The sequence below is a fragment of the Scandinavium hiltneri genome, from assembly GCF_024764835.1.
GTDB classification, from domain to species: Bacteria; Pseudomonadota; Gammaproteobacteria; order Enterobacterales; family Enterobacteriaceae; genus Scandinavium; species Scandinavium hiltneri.
The window spans coordinates 59443-78419 of record NZ_JALIGE010000073.1 but is presented as its reverse complement, the minus strand read 5'-3'; the positions used below and the strand labels follow the sequence as shown (position 1 = coordinate 78419).

At 51.9% G+C, this 18977-nt stretch carries 17 protein-coding genes and 1 pseudogene; 13 read left to right on the top strand and 5 right to left on the bottom strand.

Features of this window, described 5'->3' with window-relative positions:
- Position 1: 1 nt before the first annotated feature.
- Positions 2-706, top strand: coding sequence for a hypothetical protein (locus MUU47_RS11045; protein WP_258988250.1), 705 nt, complete (start codon positions 2-4; stop codon positions 704-706).
- On the opposite strand, the gene MUU47_RS11040 is transcribed toward MUU47_RS11045, so the two are convergent.
- On the bottom strand, positions 696-944 hold the full coding sequence (locus tag MUU47_RS11040) for a hypothetical protein (protein WP_258988249.1): 249 nt from the start codon (positions 942-944) through the stop codon (positions 696-698). The two genes, MUU47_RS11045 and MUU47_RS11040, sit on opposite strands and share 11 nt — an antisense overlap.
- A gap of 87 nt (positions 945-1031) precedes the next feature.
- Between MUU47_RS11040 and MUU47_RS11035 the strand changes: the two genes are divergently transcribed.
- The gene (locus MUU47_RS11035) at positions 1032-2195 is read left to right on the top strand and encodes a glycine-rich domain-containing protein (RefSeq protein ID WP_258988247.1); all 1164 of its coding nucleotides are present in this window, start codon (positions 1032-1034) and stop codon (positions 2193-2195) included.
- Positions 2195-2590, top strand: a complete 396-nt coding sequence (locus MUU47_RS11030; RefSeq protein ID WP_258988246.1) for a hypothetical protein — start codon at positions 2195-2197, stop codon at positions 2588-2590. The genes MUU47_RS11035 and MUU47_RS11030 overlap by 1 nt, the downstream gene beginning before the upstream one ends.
- A 197-nt stretch (positions 2591-2787) precedes the next feature.
- Here MUU47_RS11030 and MUU47_RS11025 read toward each other — a convergent pair whose 3' ends face one another.
- Complete coding sequence (locus MUU47_RS11025; RefSeq protein WP_258988245.1) at positions 2788-3543, bottom strand: sialate O-acetylesterase; 756 nt, start codon at positions 3541-3543, stop codon at positions 2788-2790.
- A 152-nt stretch (positions 3544-3695) separates the two neighbouring features.
- Here MUU47_RS11025 and MUU47_RS11020 point away from each other — a divergent pair, with 152 nt between their 5' ends.
- The 6 genes and pseudogenes from MUU47_RS11020 (at position 3696) to MUU47_RS10995 (ending at position 9969) form a co-directional block, all read left to right on the top strand.
- The gene (locus MUU47_RS11020) at positions 3696-4085 is read left to right on the top strand and encodes a HumD family translesion DNA polymerase (RefSeq protein WP_258988244.1); all 390 of its coding nucleotides are present in this window, start codon (positions 3696-3698) and stop codon (positions 4083-4085) included.
- A gap of 139 nt (positions 4086-4224) precedes the next feature.
- Positions 4225-5526, top strand: a pseudogene (locus MUU47_RS11015) (MFS transporter); the annotation flags it as partial.
- Between the two features lie 18 nt (positions 5527-5544).
- Positions 5545-6528, top strand: coding sequence for a C4-dicarboxylate TRAP transporter substrate-binding protein (locus MUU47_RS11010; RefSeq protein ID WP_258988243.1), 984 nt, complete (start codon positions 5545-5547; stop codon positions 6526-6528).
- Between the two features lie 56 nt (positions 6529-6584).
- Positions 6585-7067, top strand: coding sequence for a TRAP transporter small permease (locus MUU47_RS11005; RefSeq protein ID WP_258988242.1), 483 nt, complete (start codon positions 6585-6587; stop codon positions 7065-7067).
- On the top strand, positions 7058-8335 hold the full coding sequence (locus MUU47_RS11000; protein WP_258988241.1) for a TRAP transporter large permease: 1278 nt from the start codon (positions 7058-7060) through the stop codon (positions 8333-8335). The genes MUU47_RS11005 and MUU47_RS11000 overlap by 10 nt, the downstream gene beginning before the upstream one ends.
- 170 nt (positions 8336-8505) lie before the next feature.
- Complete coding sequence (locus MUU47_RS10995; protein WP_258988240.1) at positions 8506-9969, top strand: mannitol dehydrogenase family protein; 1464 nt, start codon at positions 8506-8508, stop codon at positions 9967-9969.
- A gap of 139 nt (positions 9970-10108) precedes the next feature.
- Here the strand turns inward: MUU47_RS10995 and MUU47_RS10990 are convergent, their stop codons facing one another.
- The 3 genes from MUU47_RS10990 to ydfG all read right to left on the bottom strand — a co-directional run bounded on the left by MUU47_RS10990 (position 10109) and on the right by ydfG (position 12703).
- Positions 10109-11011, bottom strand: coding sequence for a hypothetical protein (locus tag MUU47_RS10990; RefSeq protein WP_258988239.1), 903 nt, complete (start codon positions 11009-11011; stop codon positions 10109-10111).
- Positions 11012-11171: 160 nt separating this feature from the next.
- Complete coding sequence (locus MUU47_RS10985) at positions 11172-11858, bottom strand: GntR family transcriptional regulator (protein ID WP_159756466.1); 687 nt, start codon at positions 11856-11858, stop codon at positions 11172-11174.
- A gap of 95 nt (positions 11859-11953) precedes the next feature.
- Entirely contained in the window at positions 11954-12703 is a 750-nt protein-coding gene (gene ydfG / locus MUU47_RS10980; protein WP_258988238.1) for a bifunctional NADP-dependent 3-hydroxy acid dehydrogenase/3-hydroxypropionate dehydrogenase YdfG, read from the bottom strand.
- 398 nt (positions 12704-13101) lie between these two features.
- Here ydfG and guaD point away from each other — a divergent pair, with 398 nt between their 5' ends.
- Genes guaD through xdhC form a run of 4 tightly spaced genes read left to right on the top strand, consistent with a single transcriptional unit; the run spans position 13102 to position 18961 of the window.
- Positions 13102-14430 (top strand): guanine deaminase, encoded by a 1329-nt coding sequence (gene guaD / locus MUU47_RS10975; protein WP_258988237.1) that lies wholly within the window; start codon positions 13102-13104, stop codon positions 14428-14430.
- Entirely contained in the window at positions 14427-15845 is a 1419-nt protein-coding gene (xdhA, locus tag MUU47_RS10970) for a xanthine dehydrogenase small subunit (protein WP_258988236.1), read from the top strand. Before guaD ends, xdhA begins: the two co-directional genes overlap by 4 nt.
- The gene (gene xdhB / locus MUU47_RS10965; RefSeq protein WP_258988235.1) at positions 15835-18198 is read left to right on the top strand and encodes a xanthine dehydrogenase molybdopterin binding subunit; all 2364 of its coding nucleotides are present in this window, start codon (positions 15835-15837) and stop codon (positions 18196-18198) included. Before xdhA ends, xdhB begins: the two co-directional genes overlap by 11 nt.
- A complete protein-coding gene (gene xdhC, locus MUU47_RS10960; protein ID WP_258988582.1) occupies positions 18188-18961 on the top strand; it encodes a xanthine dehydrogenase accessory protein XdhC in 774 nt (257 codons plus the stop codon). Before xdhB ends, xdhC begins: the two co-directional genes overlap by 11 nt.
- The last annotated feature ends 16 nt before the right edge of the window (positions 18962-18977 follow it).

Here is an 18977-nt window from a genome sequence, read left to right as displayed (position 1 = left end):
CATGCTGGAAGATATCATAAAATCTTACCTGTATACGCAGTATAACGACGATGATGATCTCCAGGCGTTCGTCACTGCGTATAACTCCATGGCCCAGGAAATTTATTCATGGATGATTAACGGCAACCTTCCGATATTTGTCGGCGGGTATAATGCTGGTGACCAGTTAAAATGGATTGCCCGCGGGATTTATGGCGTTAAGCCACCGGTACTGGTCAGTGGAAAGCAATCCGTTTTCGGCCCGTACAACTCCGTTCTGTTCAACCAGTTGCCATTCAATGGGCGAAAGGTGGTTAATCAGTCAGAGCAGGTTGTCGTTTCAGACGATCTGTTTAAGCGAATCATGACGTGGAATTTCTATAAAGGTGACGGGTATTACTTCACCATTCCATGGTTAAAGCGCCGGATAATGAGGTTTCTTACAGGCGTTGATGGCGTAGACGTCGTTAACGATCAGAGGTGGAGTATTTCGGTTCTGTTTTCTGATTCTGGGGTGAGCATATCGATCATCAAAGGGTACAGGAAACTCACTGATGCCTCTATGTTCAATAACTTTTCCTACAATTCACAGACGTTTAACCAGAAGAAAAGCCTTCTGATAAAAAGTACGAACTACGAATATGCATCGTTGTTCAAGCAGGCCTTTGATAGCGGCCTGCTTCATATGCCATTTTACCAGCTAGTTACTGTAACCATTATCGGCTAGAGTTATCCCGGCGATCTATTGCCATGTCAGTGTAATACTTAAGACACTGGCATATAACAAGCAACATGATAATGGTAAAGAAAAGAGCGGCGCTGAACTTTATATTTTCAAATGGTGGCATTCCTTCCTGAATCCACATATTGAAGATTAAAGCAATAAGGAAAGCCGAAAGCAAAATTGTTATTGCGCTAACTGATGATAAAAGAAATTTTGTAATAGCAACTGACAGATTATTCATTCTGAACCCCTCATTAAATTTTATTTAATTTTACCACTAAGAACCTGCCTTGAGCGGGTTTTTTGTTGCCCAAATCCCGGAGGATAAATGGCACTCACACTTTTAGCTGCCAACAATGCGCAGACTGTGCTGGCGGCAGGAATTAGCGCATCAGCAACTTCGTTGACTGTTAACTCAGGAACCGGGTCACTGTTTCCTGCGCCATCAGCCGGAGTAAGTTTTTTCAAACTAACCCTGATTGATGCGGCAACCGGGCAACTCACCGAAATCATGCATGTCACCGCGCGCACTGGTGACACCATGACGATCGATCGCGAGCAGGAGGGCACAACAGCCCGCGCATGGTCTGCGAATGATATCGCAGCAAACATGATGACCGCCGGAACGCTGTCTTACCTGTTAGCGAATTTCCAGCCACTCGATCCGACGTTGACGGCTATTGCCGCTCTTGTTGGCGCAGCAAATAAGTTGCCGTACTTCAACGGTGTGGACACAGCAGCGCTCACCGATCTTACGGCTGTTGGCCGTGACATTATCGGAAAGGCTACTACTGCGGATGTGGTTTCCTATCTGGGCGTTGGTACTGGCCGGCTTCTCGGGGCGCCAAAAGTAATTCTCTCCACAGGAATATATACGCCAACGGCAGGAACGAATGCCGTTCTTGTTCATGCGCTGGGTGGCGGCGGCGGCGGCGGCGGATGTGCGGCAAACCCAGTATCTCAGGCTTCTGGAGGTCAGGGCGGTGGGGCCGGGGCATTCGGTGCAGGGTGGTATACTTCTGGGTTTTCAGGTGTAACCGTTACCGTTGGTAATGCAGGTGCAGCAGGTACTGCTGGTGGGGTGTCTGGTGTTAACGACGGAGGAAATGGTGGAACAACATCATTTGGAAGCCTTCTTTCTGTATCCGGCGGGTTAGGTGGAAAGCCCGGAGCAAGCCTCCCGTTAGTAGCAATTGGACAGAGCACAACAACAAACACTGCCACGATCACAGGTGCAAACCTGTTCTCGTACGCAGGTGATGATGGTGCATGCGCAATTCTTGCCAAAACCGCCAGTCCGGGAAGTATTTCAGGGCGTGGAGCTAGCTCAACTTACGGAAAAGGGGCTGGAGCTGTTTCTCTGCAGTCGGATGGCCTGGCGGCCTCAGGAAGAGGGGCTGGCGGCAGTGGTGGAATTTCCTATGCAAGCGCGGCAGCACAAGCTGGCGGGGCAGGAACGGCTGGAATCGTTATTATTTGGGAGTATGCATAATGCAATGGGCGTTGATACAAAACGGTGTAGTAGAAAATATCATTGAATGGGAGTGGGATGGATCCGAAGATACCGACTTATTTAAGGATGATGTTAAGGTCGATGTGACAAATGTTCAGTGCAGAATTGGGTGGTCGTGGGATGGAGTAAGTTTTTCAAACCCGAATGCAACACCTGGTCCTACCAATATTGATTTATACAAATCTGAACTAAGGATTTTGAATGCACAATATAACGCTGATATATCGGCATTAGCGTCTGCATGGGGGATCGCCGGACTTCTCGAAGGAGCAAATGAGGCGACCAAAAAGACGCAACTCCAAAATGCTGCAATCAATCGTCAAAGTCAAAATGTTGCAGATATTGCAGCATTGAAATTAAAATACGGGGTGTAATTTGGGCGAAATTAAATCTGCACTGCTTATTTGCATCTGTGGTTCTATGGATATTGATATCATTGATATAACCAAAGATGATATCACTGAGCAATTTTACCATTGTAATGCATGCGGTAACGAATGGCCTGTAAATCAAAGTAATACACTTGAACAACAGGCCTTGTAACAGATAGAGGGGCTTTATGCCCCTTTATTCAATTTAATGACTGGCTAAACAGCTCACCAAGCTTAACAATTCCTTTTGTATCATAATGAAGATTATCTGGACCTTTGGAAAGCCCATCACAATCAAACCATTTATACCCTTCGGATTTTACGTTTTCCTGCGCATGCCTCACGACAGGAGTGTATTTAAACATAGACTCTGGTGACGTTACCCTGCATACGGAGAACTTCAGATTCGTATTGCCAGTCTCTTTCTTTATGTTGCTGATAAATTTTTCAAGGTTTGATTTGTACGCTTCTGCATAATTAGAATTCCCGCCATCACTCTCGCCCTGCATCCACATGACGCCTTTAATGGAAATATTCCTCGTTTTTTTTGCTGCGCTTATCTCAGCGAGTGTTTTCTTATACAGAACCCCCTTTGGTTCTGAATTCCACTCTTCTGCTAATTTAGTATCACCTGCAGAAACTTTGATAATGCCTATCTTTTCTTTTTTCGCCACTTCATGAGCAAACGAAACCTCAGGACCGAACCCTTTTACTTCAAAAGAGGACGGGGAAACCTGTACCCATTTTCCATCTTTGAAAATAATGGCGTTCTCATTTGGCCTCTTCAAATCCTCTGGCAATTCTGCGGCAACAGACCTCATGCCAACCATGTTGCTTTGTCCAAGAAGCAGATATACAGGTAGCGGAGATTCGGCTTTTACTGAGTCTGAACGGTCGCATCCTGAGACAAAAAAAGCTGACGCTACGGCGAGCGCAAAAGCATATCTAATTTTCATAAAATACCAGTTACATGAATGATTAACGCATGAGCCATCAGGCATATGAGGTGATGATAAACCCTATCAACGCGGAGCTTAAGGATAAATTTCCTTGATCTTCCCTTTGGCTAAAACTACTGTATGCATACACAGCTATCAGGAGGTGCATCATGGGTTTTCCATCGCCAGCAGCAGACTACGTTGAGCAGCGCATATCACTTGACCAGCGCATCATATCCAGGCCAGCGGCTACGTACTTCATGCGAGCCGGTTCTACGCACTACCGTGAAGGAATAATCAACGGTGCTCTGCTTGTCGTTGATGCCTCACTGAGTCCGTGTGATGGCTCACTGCTGGTTTGCGCTGACGGTGGCGAGTTTCGCATTAAAAGGTATCGCACCCATCCAGAACCTCACCTTGAGAATCTGGATAATGGGAAAAGGGAGTTGTTGCGGGAAAAGGATGAGATGGCGGATTCTGATCGGCCAGTGTTCGGCGTGATCACCTACATCATCAACGACGCACGGTCTGGTGAGTTCGACGACTGCCCGGTGATGTGATGGGGCATGGATGGGGCATAAAAGTACCATGGTTACGCAATGCTTATGCCAGGTTAGTGATTTTGCTCACCGCAAAACATTGAATAATCCCCGTTTATAACGGGCTATTACACGGTTAGTGAAAATAGCCCGCTAAATCATGGATTTTCAGCTTTATTCCCTCGGCGCGGCGCTGGTTTTCCATGAGATTTTCTTCCCAGAACAGTCTGCGGCGATGGCGCTTATTTTAGCGATGGGTACCTACGGCGCAGGGTATATCGCTCGCATCGTCGGCGCGTTTATTTTTGGCAAAATGGGCGACCGAATTGGGCGCAAAAGGGTGCTGTTTATCACCATCACCATGATGGGAATTTGCACCACGCTTATCGGCGTATTACCGACCTACGCGCAGATTGGTATTTTTGCACCGGTGCTGCTGGTGACGCTGCGTATCGTGCAAGGGCTGGGCGCAGGTGCGGAGATTTCTGGGGCAGGGACAATGCTGGCCGAATATGCGCCGAAGGGGAAACGCGGGATCATTTCCTCACTGGTGGCGATGGGCACCAACTGCGGCACGCTCAGCGCCACCGCAATCTGGGCGGTGATGTTTTTCGCACTCGACAGGGAATCGCTGGTTGCCTGGGGCTGGCGCGTGCCGTTCCTCGCCAGCGTAGTGGTAATGATTTTCGCCATCTGGCTGCGTCTGAACCTCAAAGAAAGTCCGGTGTTTGAGAAAGTCAGCGAAAACGGCACGGTGGCGGCGAAGGTCGCGACGGAAGAGACAACGCTGGGGGCGATGTTCCGCAGTAAATCGTTCTGGCTGGCAACTGGTTTGCGCTTTGGTCAGGCCGGAAACTCGGGCCTGATTCAAACGTTCCTCGCCGGGTATCTGGTACAGACGCTGCTGTTTGATAAAGCGATTCCGACAGACGCGCTGATGATTAGCTCGGTCATCGGGTTCATTACCATTCCGCTGCTGGGTTGGTTGTCGGACAAATTCGGTCGCCGCCTGCCGTACATCATCCTCAATATCTCGGCGATTATTCTGGCGTACCCAATGCTGGCGCTGATTGTCGACAAAAGCTACAGCGCCAGCACCATCATGATTAGCCTGATAGTCATTCATAACGTGGCGGTACTCGGCCTGTTCGCGCTGGAAAACATCACCATGGCGGAGATGTTCGGCTCGCGTAACCGCTTCACCCGCATGGCGATCGCCAAAGAGGCAGGCGGTTTGGTTGCGGTGGGCTTTGGCCCACTGCTGGCAGGGATCTTCTGCAACGTTACCGGCAGCTGGTGGCCGATGGTCTCCATGATCGTCTGCTACTCGGTGATTGGCCTGATTTCCGCGGTGCTGATGCCGGAAGTGCGCGACCGTGATTTGAGTTTGGCGCATGACGCCGCCGAACGAAATACGGCCAATCCGCAACTTTATACGGGTGATATTCACGACTTACATTAACGATTTGAGGGTTAAATTATGAATAGATTAACGCTGAAAATAAAATATACCGCAAAGGTTCTATGTTTTATCCCTTTACTTTGTGCAGGGGGGGCCTGGGGGGCAGAATCTTTAAATGTCAGTACTTCATTATCGCCAGATGATCCCGTTTATAAAGGTTTGCAAAGTTTTAAAAAGGATGTTGAAAGCGGTACCCGCGGAGAAATAAAAGTAAAACTGTTCTCAAGTGGACAATTAGGTGCTGATAATGAGCTGCTACAACATGCGCAGGCAGGCAGTAATGTGGCGGTGGTTGTTGATGGTGCCCGTCTTGCGCAATTTGTACCTGAGTTTGCCATTCTGCCTGCACCGTTTGTCTTTAAAAATTATGATGCACTGAAGAGATTTATCAATAGCCCCATTTTTGCTCAGTGGAATGAGAAACTCACAGCAGAAGCAGGACTCACGGCGCTGTCGTTCAACTGGTATCAAGGGGCGAGAATGTTGATAACCCAAAAGCCGGTGACTAAACCTGCGGATCTGAGCGGTGTCCGGGTTCGTGCCCTGGAAGCCCCTGTCACGATTGAAACCATTAAATGTCTGGGAGGTTCACCCACACCTCTTTCATGGTCAGAAATATATTCTTCAATACAGACTGGCGTTGTCGACGCGGCTGAAGCACAGCCAACGGCTATTTATGGTTCAAAGCTTTACGAAATAACCAAATACATCACCCGGACTGAACATATTCATTTAATGACGGGGATCATTGTTTCACAAAAATGGCTGGCGACGTTGAGCGCGGAAAATCAAAAAATCCTCAAAGAGGCGGCGAGTAAAAATGGAGAGTTAGCCTCTGAGAACACCATAAATGTCGGCGAGAAAATGTTGCAAGAAATGGCCTCCAAGGGAATGACCGTCTCTAAAGTTGATGTACAGCCGTTTATCGATGCCTGTAAATATGTCCCGGAAAAACTGGGGTTGAGTGCTGCACAGAAACAGGTTAATAGCATTATTAACTAACCTTAAGAGCATAAAGCAGTGCAGCAAGCGCTGCTTATTATGCACAGGATGAAATCATGAAATATATTCATTCGCTTGAACTCGCGCTTGCAAGGGTAGGACTGGCCGCGATTGTTGTTATCATTCTCATCGGAGGATTGGGACGCGCACTAGGGCATCCTGTTATCTGGTCACTTGAAATCGCAATGGTTATTTTTGCCTGGATAAGTATGTTCGCAATTGATTATGCCTTTCAGACCCGTAATCATATTGGTATCGACGCTATCACTCGACTTCTTCCGCAGTGGGTTCAACATTTATTAGTTTGGATCAGTGAATTAATCATTCTTGCATTTTTACTGTGCGGAGTGTGGTATGGCTATAATTTCACCTGGACAACTCATCATCAGACGCTACCGGTAACGGAAATATCATTAGCCTGGTTGAATAGCGCAGTGCCAACCGGATGTTTATTAATGACGTTCACCTCACTCTCTTTCCTGTTAAATGGATGTCGAAAACAACAGTCGTTGCAAGAAATGGAGGAACCATGCTCTTAACGGCGATTCTGTTCGTAATATTGCTGGTTATCGGTATGCCGGTGGGTATGGTGATTGCGATATCCAGTTTAAGCTATTTTTTTAACGCTGATTTTTTACCTATCGGCATTGCCTTTCAAAAATTCTCGGCACCGACACAGTCTTTTCCAATATTAGCCACCCCTCTTTTTTTGTTGGTAGGTAATCTGTTGAATAAGTCGGGTGTCACTCATCGATTGCTGGATTTTGCCAGGCTGATTACTGGCTGGATGATTGGCGGGTTGGCACAAATAAATGTGCTATTGGCTTGTTTATTAGGTGGTGTATCCGGTTCTGCGACCGCTGATGCGGCAATGCAGTCCAGAATCCTGGGATTGCCTATGATTGAACGTGGCTATCCAAAAGCGTTCAGCGCAGTCGTTATCGCATTCAGTTCATTAATTACTGCGACCATTCCGCCCAGTATTTTGCTCATTCTGTATGGTTTTGTCGGTAATGTGTCTATCGGTAAGTTATTTATCGCAGGAATTATTCCCGGGCTCCTGTTGACCATCATCTTGATGCTTACCAATTATATCATGGCACGTAAAATGGATATCAAACCAGAACTTAAATCCTTACCCAATCGGCGTGAAATATGGCATGGGTTTAAGAATGGTTTTTGGGCTCTGATGTTTCCAGTGGTGTTGATAGTGGTGATTCGTCTGGGGATCTTTACGACGACGGAGGCAGGGGCATTTATTGTTTTCTATTCATTCATTATTGGTCGCTATGTTTATAAGGCATTAGATAATGCTGCTTTGTGGCAGGTGCTAAAAGAAACGATCAGAGATATCGGTGTCGTTATGTTGTTGATCATGTCCGCAGCGATTCTCGGGCATATCACCATCCTCGACCAGATCCCCCAGCAACTGGCGGAAACCATCCTGCAAATTACTGAAAATCCTTATGGAATACTGTTCTTGTTGTTAGCATTCATTATGGTTGCAGGGATGTTGTTTGACGGCAGTGTCATTATTTTATTACTTACACCAATCCTTTTACCTATTGCCATCGATGCAGGGTTTGACCCGATACATTTCGGACTCATATTTGTGGTGCTTACTCTTTTGGGGGCAAATACACCACCTGTCGGAATATGTATGTATACGGTGTGCGGAATTCTCGATTGCAGTTCTGTGGCATTTGTTAAAGCGTCGATCCCGTATTTAATTGCATTTCTTTTGTTCGTACTGATGTTGGTGTTTTTTTCATCCATCACGCTTTTTTTACCGCAAGTGCTGATGTGACAACTCAGATGGAGTGACTGAAGGCTGTAGCCCGTCGGATTAGAGAAGGATTTCCTGCCGGTTGCGACCCTTCTTGTATGGTAGTTGATGGAAATCAAAGATGTCATACCAATTGCATGAGAGGTTTACATCTTCAGGTTCGATGATGTTTGACTAAAATGAGCAACCATATGAATAATCATTTATTGAAAGCCAAAGCCACATTACCCGCATACGACCGCACCAGACTCGTACCTCGCATCGTGCACCTCGGCTTTGGCGCATTTCACCGCGCACATCAGGCCGTTTATACCGATATTTTGGCTCAGGAGCACAACAGCGACTGGGGCTACACAGAAGTGAACCTGATTGGTGGCGAACAGCAAATCGCTGACCTCAAGCATCAGGATAACCTGTATACCGTGGCAGAAATGTCCGCTAATGCGTGGACTGCCCGTATCGTGGGCGTCGTAAAAGAAGCGCTCCACGCCCAGGTGGACGGCCTCGAAACCGTGCTGGCAAAACTGTGCGAGCCACAGGTGGCGATTGTGTCGCTGACCATCACCGAAAAAGGGTACTGCCACTCTCCGGCAACCGGCGAACTGAATCTCAGCCACCCGATGATCGCCGCCGATTTACAAAACCCGCATCAGCCAACGTCTGCACCGGGCGTAGTGGTCGAAGCGCTGGCCCGTCGTAAAGCGGCAGGGCTGGTGCCTTTTAGCGTGATGTCCTGTGACAACATGCCGGAAAACGGCCATGTACTCGGGAAAGTGGTGCGTGCCTATGCGCGGGCGTTAAACAGCGAACTGGCCGAGTGGATCGAACAGAACGTCACGTTCCCGTCGACCATGGTTGACCGCATCGTGCCTGCCGTCACCGCTGAAACGCTGGAAAAAATCGAAGCCATCACCGGCGTGCGTGATCCGGCAGGTGTTGCCTGTGAGCCATTCCGCCAGTGGGTCATCGAAGACAATTTTGTCGCCGGGCGTCCAGAGTGGGAAAAAGCCGGGGCCGAACTGGTTTCCGATGTTATCCCGTTCGAAGAAATGAAGCTGCGAATGCTGAACGGCAGCCACTCCTTCCTCGCGTATCTGGGCTATCTGGCAGGCTACCAGCATATTAACGACTGCATGGAAGACGAAAAATATCGTCTCGCCGCGCACGCGCTGATGCTGAAAGAGCAAGCACCGACGCTGAAAGTGAAGGGCGTTGATCTGGGCCGTTACGCAGACCTGCTTATTGCGCGCTACAGCAACCCGGCGCTGCGTCACCGCACCTGGCAGATTGCCATGGACGGTAGTCAGAAACTGCCGCAGCGTATGCTGGATTCCGTACGCTGGCATCTGGCGCATAACAGCGATTTCTCATTGCTGGCCCTTGGCGTGGCGGGCTGGATGCGCTATGTCGACGGCAGCGACGAGCAGGGCGAAGCGATTGAAGTATGCGACCCGCTGCTCAGTACTATTCAGTCCGTGGTGAAAAACAGCGAACAGGGCGAAGCCCGTGTGAAAGCGCTGCTGGGCATCGAGGCCATCTTTGGTAATGAGTTGCCGCTGGAAGGGAAGTTTGTCTCGCAGGTGACAAATGCCTATCTGTCGCTGCTGGAGAAAGGGGCCAAAGCCACCGTGGCGGCCTTTGCTGAGAAACTGTAAGTTTTATGTCGCCTCATTCGGGGCGACGTGTGATTTCCAGAAAAAGGCCTCTGCCAGGGCATGTCTCTCGACCAGAACGTTGAGTCAAGAGACATCGCCAGTCCATACCCCTCAACCGGGGTCTGCATAGGGGCCTTTATCATCTACCAAAATTGAACCTAAAATATTCGCCAAAGTTAACACCGAACAGCCGTGGAACTCTTATTTCAATTCTGAAGACGTAACGAAGCAGGTTGTTTATTTCTCGCTGTGACTGAATCTTTAGCAAGATGTTTCTGTCATCTTCGGGTAACAATCTGGCCGCTAATATAATAGATAATGCCAGCGCTGGAATTGATTTTCGCCCATAGAAGCAAATTGAACGCATTGTATAGTTACGCGAGTTCAATATCCGTTTTGCTTCGATGCTAATACCGTTGAGATGGCATTCAGGAACCACCATCTCAAGCTGGTCAAAAAGCACTAAAGAGGAATGTTCAAAGGCAGGGTTTTTATAGGGTATTTTGTAAATGGTATTGCCAAAACGACTGCCGATTCCCTCCGCAGGGGACTTTTGCGGTGGAGCACCCACTTCCAATGAGAAAAAAACATTATCATCATTGGCAAGCCCTACGATATCGTCAGAAGATGTATTCCCCGTAGGGAATATGATTTTATCTTCAATTAACTTTTTTCTTGAAAATAAAACAAGATCATTGTTATCGTTAATAACAGCCTTGCTGTTTGTTGCATGTGCGGCATAAAAATCAGATCGCGTAAAATGATCAAAAAACAGAATTTCTTGATCAGTAAGCCGTTGTGCAGCCACCTGTAATGCGCGATAGTTATTATTTGCCAGTTCAGTAAAGTCACTTATTGAATCGCCAAACTTAAGGCCGGGAATTAATAAGGCAAAAGAACAGAGTGTAGAGTGGGTTGTGACGAAATTATTAAACCAAAAAGTACCGCCCTGTACCATTTTATTATTGACGGACCTTGCTCTTAATTCTCTTGAACGACTTATAAATGATTCACCAAAGTTATGATTTCTAAAAGATAACATAGCAACTCCTTTGTGTGTATATTATCCGTCATGTTATATTAATTTATTATCCTGTGTCTGTAGTAGAGTGAAGTTTATTCAGCCAACGCCGCATTATTAATGTTGATGCGGCGTAAGTTTTTCTGTCAAAATTTCAGCGGATTAATCTGAGGATAGGGTCTTACTCTTCGCTAAACCACTCGCCATTTTCCTGGCGAATTAACAGCACGGATTCGCTGATCTCCTGCAAATGAACGGTCATCGCTTTACCTACCGCCTCTACATCGCGTTTTTCCAGCGCGCTAAAGATATCCTGATGCTGGCGCAAAAGCATTTCCGGGGAGGAAACGTGATCGAGACTCATATAACGCACGCGGTCGATGGCAGCTTTAATGTTCTCGATAGTGTCCCAGGCGAGCTGGCAGTCGGCAATCTGTGACAGTAGTTGGTGGAATTCATCGTCGAGCTGGAAGAAATCATTGTGCTGCTGGCGATCAATGGCAATCCGCTGCTGGTGCAGATTTTGCTCCAGCAGATAACACTGGGCGTCAGTAATCATTGCCGCCGCACGTCGCACCACCGCGCATTCGATGGCCTGGCGTACGAAGCAGCCGTTGCGCACCTGGGAAAGAGAGATTTTATTAACGTAGCTACCGCGCTGGGGGCGAATCTGAATCAGCCCGTTTTCGGCCAGCTTAATAAAGGCTTCACGCACCGGCTGGCGCGAAACGTCAAAGCGAACAGAAACCTCTTTCTCGGACAGCGGTGTACCCGGCGCTATCAGGCAGTGCACGATATCCCGGCGCAAAATACGGTAGATTTGCTGGTTCACGGGCTGTGTCGGATTGAGTTGCGATTCTGCGGCCATTGCTCTTTCTTAATTGCGGGGTAAGTGCGTTATTTTACGCTGAATATGACGCTACGCCCAGTCCGGCCTGCAGGCCGGGCTGGGCGTAGAATCGCTTAGCCTTGACGATGAATGCTCAGGCCAGCAAAAGACTGGCTGACGGGCATCATTTCAAGGGTATTGATGTTGACGTGTTTTGGCAGCGTTGCCACCCACCACACGGCTTCGGTCACGTCTTCCGCAGACAGCGCGCTGGTGTTTTCATAGGTTTTCTCTGCTTTCGCGTCGTCACCTTTAAAGCGCACGTTTGAGAACTCTGTGCCGCCCACCAGGCCCGGCTCAACATCAGTCACGCGAACGGCGGTGCCGTGCAGATCGGTGCGCAGGTTCAGGCTGAACTGGCGAACGAATGCCTTGGTCGCGCCGTAAACGTTGCCGCCCGCGTACGGCCAGCTCCCGGCGGTGGAACCGATGTTAATGATATGCCCGCAGTTGCGTTCAACCATGCCCGGCAGCACCGCGCGGGTCATATACACCAGTCCTTTGTTGTTGGTGTCGATCATGGTTTCCCAGTCATCCGCGTCGGCTTTATGTGCCGGCTCCATGCCCAGCGCCAGCCCGGCGTTATTGACCAGAATGTCGATATTGCGCCATTCAACGGGGAGGTTAGCCATCATATCTTCGATAGCTGCGCGGTTACGCACGTCGAGCTGCGCGGTCAGAATGCTGTCGCCCAGTTCTTCTTTCAGTTCCTGCAGACGCTCATGACGGCGTCCGGTGGCGATAACTTTATGGCCATTGGCAATGAAACGGCGGGTGATGCTCTCACCAAACCCGGCGGTCGCTCCGGTAACAAATACAATCATTCTTCCTGTTCCTCAATGCGTTAACTGTTGCCATACCATACCACGCGTGGTCGGCCTTCGGGAACGGAACTTTGCAACCTGTTGTACCACTTTACAGCGCCTTCACCGTGCGCAAAAACGGTGCAACTGCTTCAGCGTTGAGCATCGTTTTACGCCGCTATTTTTGTTTTCATCAATGTTCAGCGGAATAGTTATGCAAGAAAAACGATTGCCAGAATAAGCAAACGGTTGCGGGCTGAATAATATTCAGTTTGTTGCGCAAACGAATGAATAATTAATAAGATGTTGAAATTTAACGATAATCGTAAATTTAAAGCTGGCACTCTGTTTGCAATACTATTCTGACAATACACCTGCATAAATAACCCGGGCACAACCGGGATAAGAAGAGGTCAGAAATGGTCGACTATCGCTACGCGCTGCGCGGGCGCTTTTTTGATATTGCCGCAACGGCCGATAGCCCTGAGGAAATAGCCCGTCAGGCGCGCTACGTTGACGACGGCCTGATGTTCATCGCTGAAGGGCGCATCGCCGCGCTGATGAGCTGGGAAGAAGGGCAGTCATTGCTCAAACAACCGGACGACTGGGTCGATCTGCGCGGCAAGCTTATCGTGCCGGGTTTCGTCGATACTCATCTGCATTATCCGCAAACAGAAATGATCGGCGCATTTGGTGAACAACTTCTCGAATGGCTGACCACCTACACTTTCCCGGTGGAAAGCCAGTACGGCAACGCCGGGCACGCGGCGCAAATGTCAGCATTCTTCCTCAACCAGTTGCTCTCGAACGGCACCACCACCGCGCTGGTGTTTGGCACCGTGCATCCGGAATCGGTCGACGCGCTGTTTGCCGCCGCGGCGCAGCAAAACATGCGACTCATCGCCGGGAAAGTGATGATGGACCGCAACGCGCCCGACTATTTAACCGAAACCGCTGAGCAGAGTTACCAGCAAACCCGTGAGCTAATCTTGCGTTGGCACAATCATCAGCGTCTCGGCTACGCCATCACCCCACGTTTCGCGCCAACCTCCACGCCAGCGCTGCTTGAAGCGGTGCAGCGGCTGCGCGAAGCGTTTCCGGACACCTGGCTGCACACCCATTTGAGCGAAAACCCGCAGGAAATTGCGTGGGTGAAAAGCCTGTGGCCGGAGCATGAAAACTATCTCGATGTCTACCACCACTACGGCCTGACCGGCAAACGCAGCGTCTTCGCCCACGCGATTCATTTACAGGATGCGGAGTGGAATTGCCTGCACGACAGTGACTCAGCGGTGGCGTTCTGCCCGACCTCGAATCTGTTCCTCGGCAGCGGCCTGTTCCGTCTGCAAACCTGCTGGCAGAAAAAAGTGAAAATGGGCATCGGCACCGACGTTGGCGCCGGAACCACGTTCAACATGCTGCGCACGCTCGGTGAAGCCTACAAAATTGGTCAGTTGCAAAGCTACAAACTGTGCGCCAGTGAAGCGTTTTATCACGCCACCCTCGGCGGCGCGCGGGCGCTGTGTCTCGATGAGCACATCGGCAATTTCAGCGTCGGCAAAGAGGCGGATTTTGTGGTGCTGGACCCGGCGGTTTCGCCGCTTCAACAGCTGCGCAGCGCCCGCTGCAAAGATATTTACGAACAGCTGTTTATGCTGATGACCCTCGGCGATGACCGCAACATCGCCCAGACGTGGATCAACGGCGAATGTGCCTGGAACCGTGATGGACTGGAGGTGGCGGCATGACCCAATTTTTACTCAATCAGCAGCCGGTCACGCTTGAAAACGTCGATCCGAATCTGACCGTGCTGAACTGGCTGCGTAACGACAGGCTGCGCTGCGGCACCAAAGAAGGCTGCGCGTCTGGAGATTGCGGAGCCTGCACCGTGGTGCTCGGCAGCGTGGACGACGGCAAAATTCGCTACCAGAGTGCTAATGCCTGTTTGTTATTAGTGGGCCAACTGCACGGCAAACAATTGCTGACGGTGGAAGATTTGGCGGATGGTGGAGAATTGCATCCGGTACAGCGCACCCTGGCCTGCGGCCATGCCTCCCAGTGCGGGTTCTGCACGCCGGGCATCGTGATGTCGGCCTTTGCAATGCAAAAAAATGGCGCAGCAGCCGACAGCGCATCGGTTGCGCATCAGCTGGGGGGCAATCTGTGCCGCTGCACCGGCTATCGGCCAATAGTTGAAGCCGCGTTGAGCCTTCTGTCTGATTCCAGTGCGGATAAGTTTGATGCACAGGCCGCGCTAACGGTGGCACAGCTTCAGGCCCTCGGCGAGCCAACGGATGAGCGGCTGTTGATGCCGAAAACGCTCGATGCGCTGGCAGAATGCTATGCCCGACACCCGCAGGCGCGACTGCTGGCAGGCGGAACCGATCTTAATTTGCTGGTGACGCAGGCGCACCAGCGCCACGGCCAGCTGATTTCGCTGGCGCGTGTGGAAGAACTGCGTGGAATCGTGCGGCAGGGCAACCGGCTGGTGATCGGCGCGATGACCACCCTGGACACCCTACAGCGTCAACTGAAAGAGACGATCCCTGCCTTGAGCGAGATGCTCGATCGCTTTGCCTCCCAACAGGTTCGCAACCAGGGCACGCTAGGCGGCAACATCGCTAACGCCTCACCAATCGGCGACTGTGCCCCGGCGCTGCTGGCCCTCGACGCACGTCTTCATCTGCGTCGCGGGACACAAACGCGCGACGTGGCGCTGGCCGATTTTTTTATCGGCTACCGTAAAACCGTCATGCAGCCAGGGGAGTTCATCAGTCATATCATCACTGATGACGTGACGTTGTCACGTAATATGCAGTTATGGAAAGTCTCAAAGCGGCGGGAGGACGACATTTCTTCGGTGTTTGCCGCCATTAATCTTGACGTCAGTGACGGCATCGTGAGCCGGGCGCGCATCGCTTTTGGCGGCATGGCGGCTACGCCTGCCAGAGCCCTGCAATGCGAAGCCGCGTGGATCGGTCGGGCGCTCAATCGTGAGACCCTCAACGCTGCCTGCGCTGCGCTGGCAGCGGATTTCTCGCCGCTCAGCGACGCCCGCGCCAGCGCGGAATACCGCCTACAGGTGGCGAAAAACCTACTGAAACGCTATTTCCTGCACATGACGTCTGAACATCTCGTGGAGGTGACTGATTATGTCCGCTAAACCGCCAGCCATTTCCGAAACGATGCTGAAAGCGCAGTTTCTTGAGCAGTTAAACGGCCGCGTGGGCAAATCCCGCGTGCATGAAAGCGCCGGGCGTCACGTCAGCGGCGCGGCGGAATACATCGATGATAAAACGCCGCTCACCGGGATGCTGCATCTGTGTCCGGTGCTGAGCGACTGCGCCCACGGACGCATTATTCACATCGACACCACCGCCTGTTTTCAGGTGCCGGGTGTGGTGCGCGTGCTGAGCTGGCAGGACGTACCGGGCGAGCTGGATATCGGGCCGCTGGCGCCGGGTGACCCCCTGTTTGCCAAAGAAACGGTGGAATATCACGGCCAGGTGGTGTTGATGATTGCCGCTGAAACGCCCGAAGCGGCGCGTGCCGGAGCATTAGCGGCGAAGATAACCATTGAACCGCTGGACGCGGTGCTGGACGTTGAACAGGCCCTGGCAAAATTGCACTTTGTCGAACAGCCGCACGTTCAGCAACGCGGTGATGCCGATGCGGCGCTGGCCGCTGCGCCACATCGCTTGCAGGGTCAGTTTCATATCGGCGGCCAGGAGCACTTTTATCTTGAAGGCCAGGTGGCGATGGCGCTGCCCGGCGAAGATGGTGCGATGCAAATCTGGTCGTCAACGCAGCATCCGACCGAAGTGCAGAAACTGGTGTCGTCAGTGCTGGGCGTAACGCAAAGCAAAGTCACCGTTGACGTGCGCCGGATGGGCGGCGGCTTTGGGGGGAAGGAAACGCAAGCGGCGGGCATTGCCTGTCATGCCGCGCTGGCGGCGCGGGTGACCGGACGTCCGGCGAAACTTCGCCTGGCGCGCCGCGATGACATGCGCATCACCGGCAAACGCCATCCGTTCTTTGTGCGCTTTGATGTGGGCTTCACCGACGACGGAATGCTGCACGGCGTGGTCATTGATTTGGCTGCCAACTGCGGCTATTCGCTGGATTTGTCTGGTTCGATCTGCGACCGGGCCATGTTCCACGCTGATAATGCCTATTACCTCGGCGACGCCAGGGTCACCGGCTATCGCTGCCGGACCAATCTGGCGTCGAACACCGCGTTTCGCGGCTTCGGTGGCCCACAGGGCATGGTCGCCATTGAGCAAATCATGGATGCCATCGCCCGTCAGTTATCCCTCGACCCGCTGCATATCCGTCGAATAAACGCCTACGGTGGCGAAGGTCGCGACGTCACGCATTATCACCAGCCGATAAAACAGAATCTGGCGCAAACGGTTATCGGCCAGTTGGCGGACTCCGCGCGTTACGCCGAGCGCCGGGCGGAGATCGCACGCTTTAACGCCCAAAGCCCGGTGTTAAAACGCGGGCTGGCACTGACTCCGGTAAAATTCGGGATCTCGTTTACCGCCAGTTTCCTCAATCAGGCCGGAGCACTGATCCTGATTTACAGCGATGGCACGCTGCAGCTCAACCACGGCGGCACCGAAATGGGCCAAGGACTGAACACCAAAGTGGCGCAAATCGTGGCGAACGTGCTGCAAATCCCGCTGGATGCGATTCAGGTCACCGCCACCAGCACCGGAAAAGTGCCGAATACGTCGCCGACGGCGGCGTCGTCCGGAGCGGATCTTAACGGTAAAGCCGCAGAAATCGCCGCCCAGACCCTGAAACAGCGTTTAGTGGAGATGCTGTGTTCGTTGCACCAGTGCCCCGAAGATCGGGTGACGTTTGGCAACGGTGTGGTGCAGGTCAACGAACGCTATTTCAGTTTTGCCGACGTGGCAATGCTTGCGTGGCTCAACCAGGTTCCACTCTCGGCAACCGGATTCTATAAAGTGCCAGGCATTCATTACGACCGGCAGGCCGGGCGTGGAGAACCGTTCTATTACTTCGCCTGGGGCGCGGCCTGTTCCGAAGTCATTATCGACACGCTGACCGGGGAATATCGTCTGCTACGCACCGATATTCTGCACGACGTCGGACAGTCGCTGAACCCGGCGCTGGATATCGGCCAGATTGAAGGCGGCTTCATGCAGGGCGCAGGCTGGCTGACGACCGAAGAGCTAAAGTGGGATAACAATGGACGGCTGCTGACCGATGGGCCGATGAGCTACAAAATCCCGGCGATGAGCGACATGCCGGAGGTGTTTAACGTCTCGCTGCTCGAGGCGCACGCCAACAGCGCCGAAACGGTTTATCGCTCAAAAGCAGTGGGCGAACCGCCGTTTATGCTCGGCATTTCAGTGTGGTGTGCGTTACAGGACGCGGTGGCATCGGTGGCAGATTATCGTCGTCATCCGATGCTCGACGCCCCGGCGACGCCAGAACGGGTGTTGGCGGGCGTCACTCAGCTGGAGGCGGACGATGATGAAAGCTGACGAATGGCTGGACGTGCTGATGGCATTGCGCGAACGGCGCGTGCCTGCGGTAATGTTGACGCTGTTACAGGATAAAGGCTCGGTGCCGCGCGAGGCAGGCACCAAGATGGTGGTCAGTCTCGACGAGAGCTGGCTGACTATCGGCGGTGGTAATCTGGAATTTCAGTGTATCGCCATCGCGCGTGAAATGTTGCAGTCAGGCACGCAGACGCCGCGTCAGGAAACGTTCGCCCTCGGCGCGCGCGCCGGGCAGTGCTGCGGCGGCATGACCCAGGTGCTGTTCGAACCCTGGGGGCTGCCGCAGCCGGAAGTGTACGTTTTTGGGGCCGGGCACGTGGGGCAAGCGCTGGTGAACATTCTCGCCACGCTGCCGTGCCGGGTGAACTGGGTAGATCAGCGTGAGGCGCAGTTTGGCGCGGTGCCCGCCGGGGTGCGCTGCCATCACACCGACGACCCGTGTGATATCGCCCGCCACGCACCGGATAACAGCCTTTTTGTGGTTATGACCCATCATCATCCGCTGGATCTGGCGCTGGCAGAAACGCTGCTGCGCCGCGGGCGCTATCGTTATCTGGGCGTGATCGGCTCGCAAACCAAACGCCAACGGTTTGAATATCTGCTGGAAGGCAAAGGCATTGCCCGGGAAACGCTGAATACAATGCGCTGCCCAATTGGCCTGCCGGACGTCAAAGGCAAATTGCCCGCCGAAATCGCCGTGGCGGTGGCGGGGGAAATCATTGCGGTTTATCAAGGGGTTGCCTAATCTAAGGAGAATCCCG

Bases quoted from the DNA above. Each gene is read 5' to 3' on its own strand.
- MUU47_RS10995 (WP_258988240.1), top strand. From the start codon at position 8,506: ATGAATAATCATTTATTGAAAGCCAAAGCCACATTACCCGCATACGAC.
- MUU47_RS11000 (WP_258988241.1), top strand. From the start codon at position 7,058: ATGCTCTTAACGGCGATTCTGTTCGTAATATTGCTGGTTATCGGTATG.
- guaD (WP_258988237.1), top strand. From the start codon at position 13,102: ATGGTCGACTATCGCTACGCGCTGCGCGGGCGCTTTTTTGATATTGCC.
- MUU47_RS11035 (WP_258988247.1), top strand. From the start codon at position 1,032: ATGGCACTCACACTTTTAGCTGCCAACAATGCGCAGACTGTGCTGGCG.
- ydfG (WP_258988238.1), bottom strand. From the start codon at position 12,703: ATGATTGTATTTGTTACCGGAGCGACCGCCGGGTTTGGTGAGAGCATC.
- MUU47_RS11030 (WP_258988246.1), top strand. From the start codon at position 2,195: ATGCAATGGGCGTTGATACAAAACGGTGTAGTAGAAAATATCATTGAA.
- MUU47_RS10990 (WP_258988239.1), bottom strand. From the start codon at position 11,011: ATGTTATCTTTTAGAAATCATAACTTTGGTGAATCATTTATAAGTCGT.
- MUU47_RS10985 (WP_159756466.1), bottom strand. From the start codon at position 11,858: ATGGCCGCAGAATCGCAACTCAATCCGACACAGCCCGTGAACCAGCAA.
- xdhB (WP_258988235.1), top strand. From the start codon at position 15,835: ATGTCCGCTAAACCGCCAGCCATTTCCGAAACGATGCTGAAAGCGCAG.
- MUU47_RS11020 (WP_258988244.1), top strand. From the start codon at position 3,696: ATGGGTTTTCCATCGCCAGCAGCAGACTACGTTGAGCAGCGCATATCA.
- MUU47_RS11010 (WP_258988243.1), top strand. From the start codon at position 5,545: ATGAATAGATTAACGCTGAAAATAAAATATACCGCAAAGGTTCTATGT.
- xdhC (WP_258988582.1), top strand. From the start codon at position 18,188: ATGAAAGCTGACGAATGGCTGGACGTGCTGATGGCATTGCGCGAACGG.
- MUU47_RS11045 (WP_258988250.1), top strand. From the start codon at position 2: ATGCTGGAAGATATCATAAAATCTTACCTGTATACGCAGTATAACGAC.
- MUU47_RS11025 (WP_258988245.1), bottom strand. From the start codon at position 3,543: ATGAAAATTAGATATGCTTTTGCGCTCGCCGTAGCGTCAGCTTTTTTT.
- xdhA (WP_258988236.1), top strand. From the start codon at position 14,427: ATGACCCAATTTTTACTCAATCAGCAGCCGGTCACGCTTGAAAACGTC.
- MUU47_RS11005 (WP_258988242.1), top strand. From the start codon at position 6,585: ATGAAATATATTCATTCGCTTGAACTCGCGCTTGCAAGGGTAGGACTG.
- MUU47_RS11040 (WP_258988249.1), bottom strand. From the start codon at position 944: ATGAATAATCTGTCAGTTGCTATTACAAAATTTCTTTTATCATCAGTT.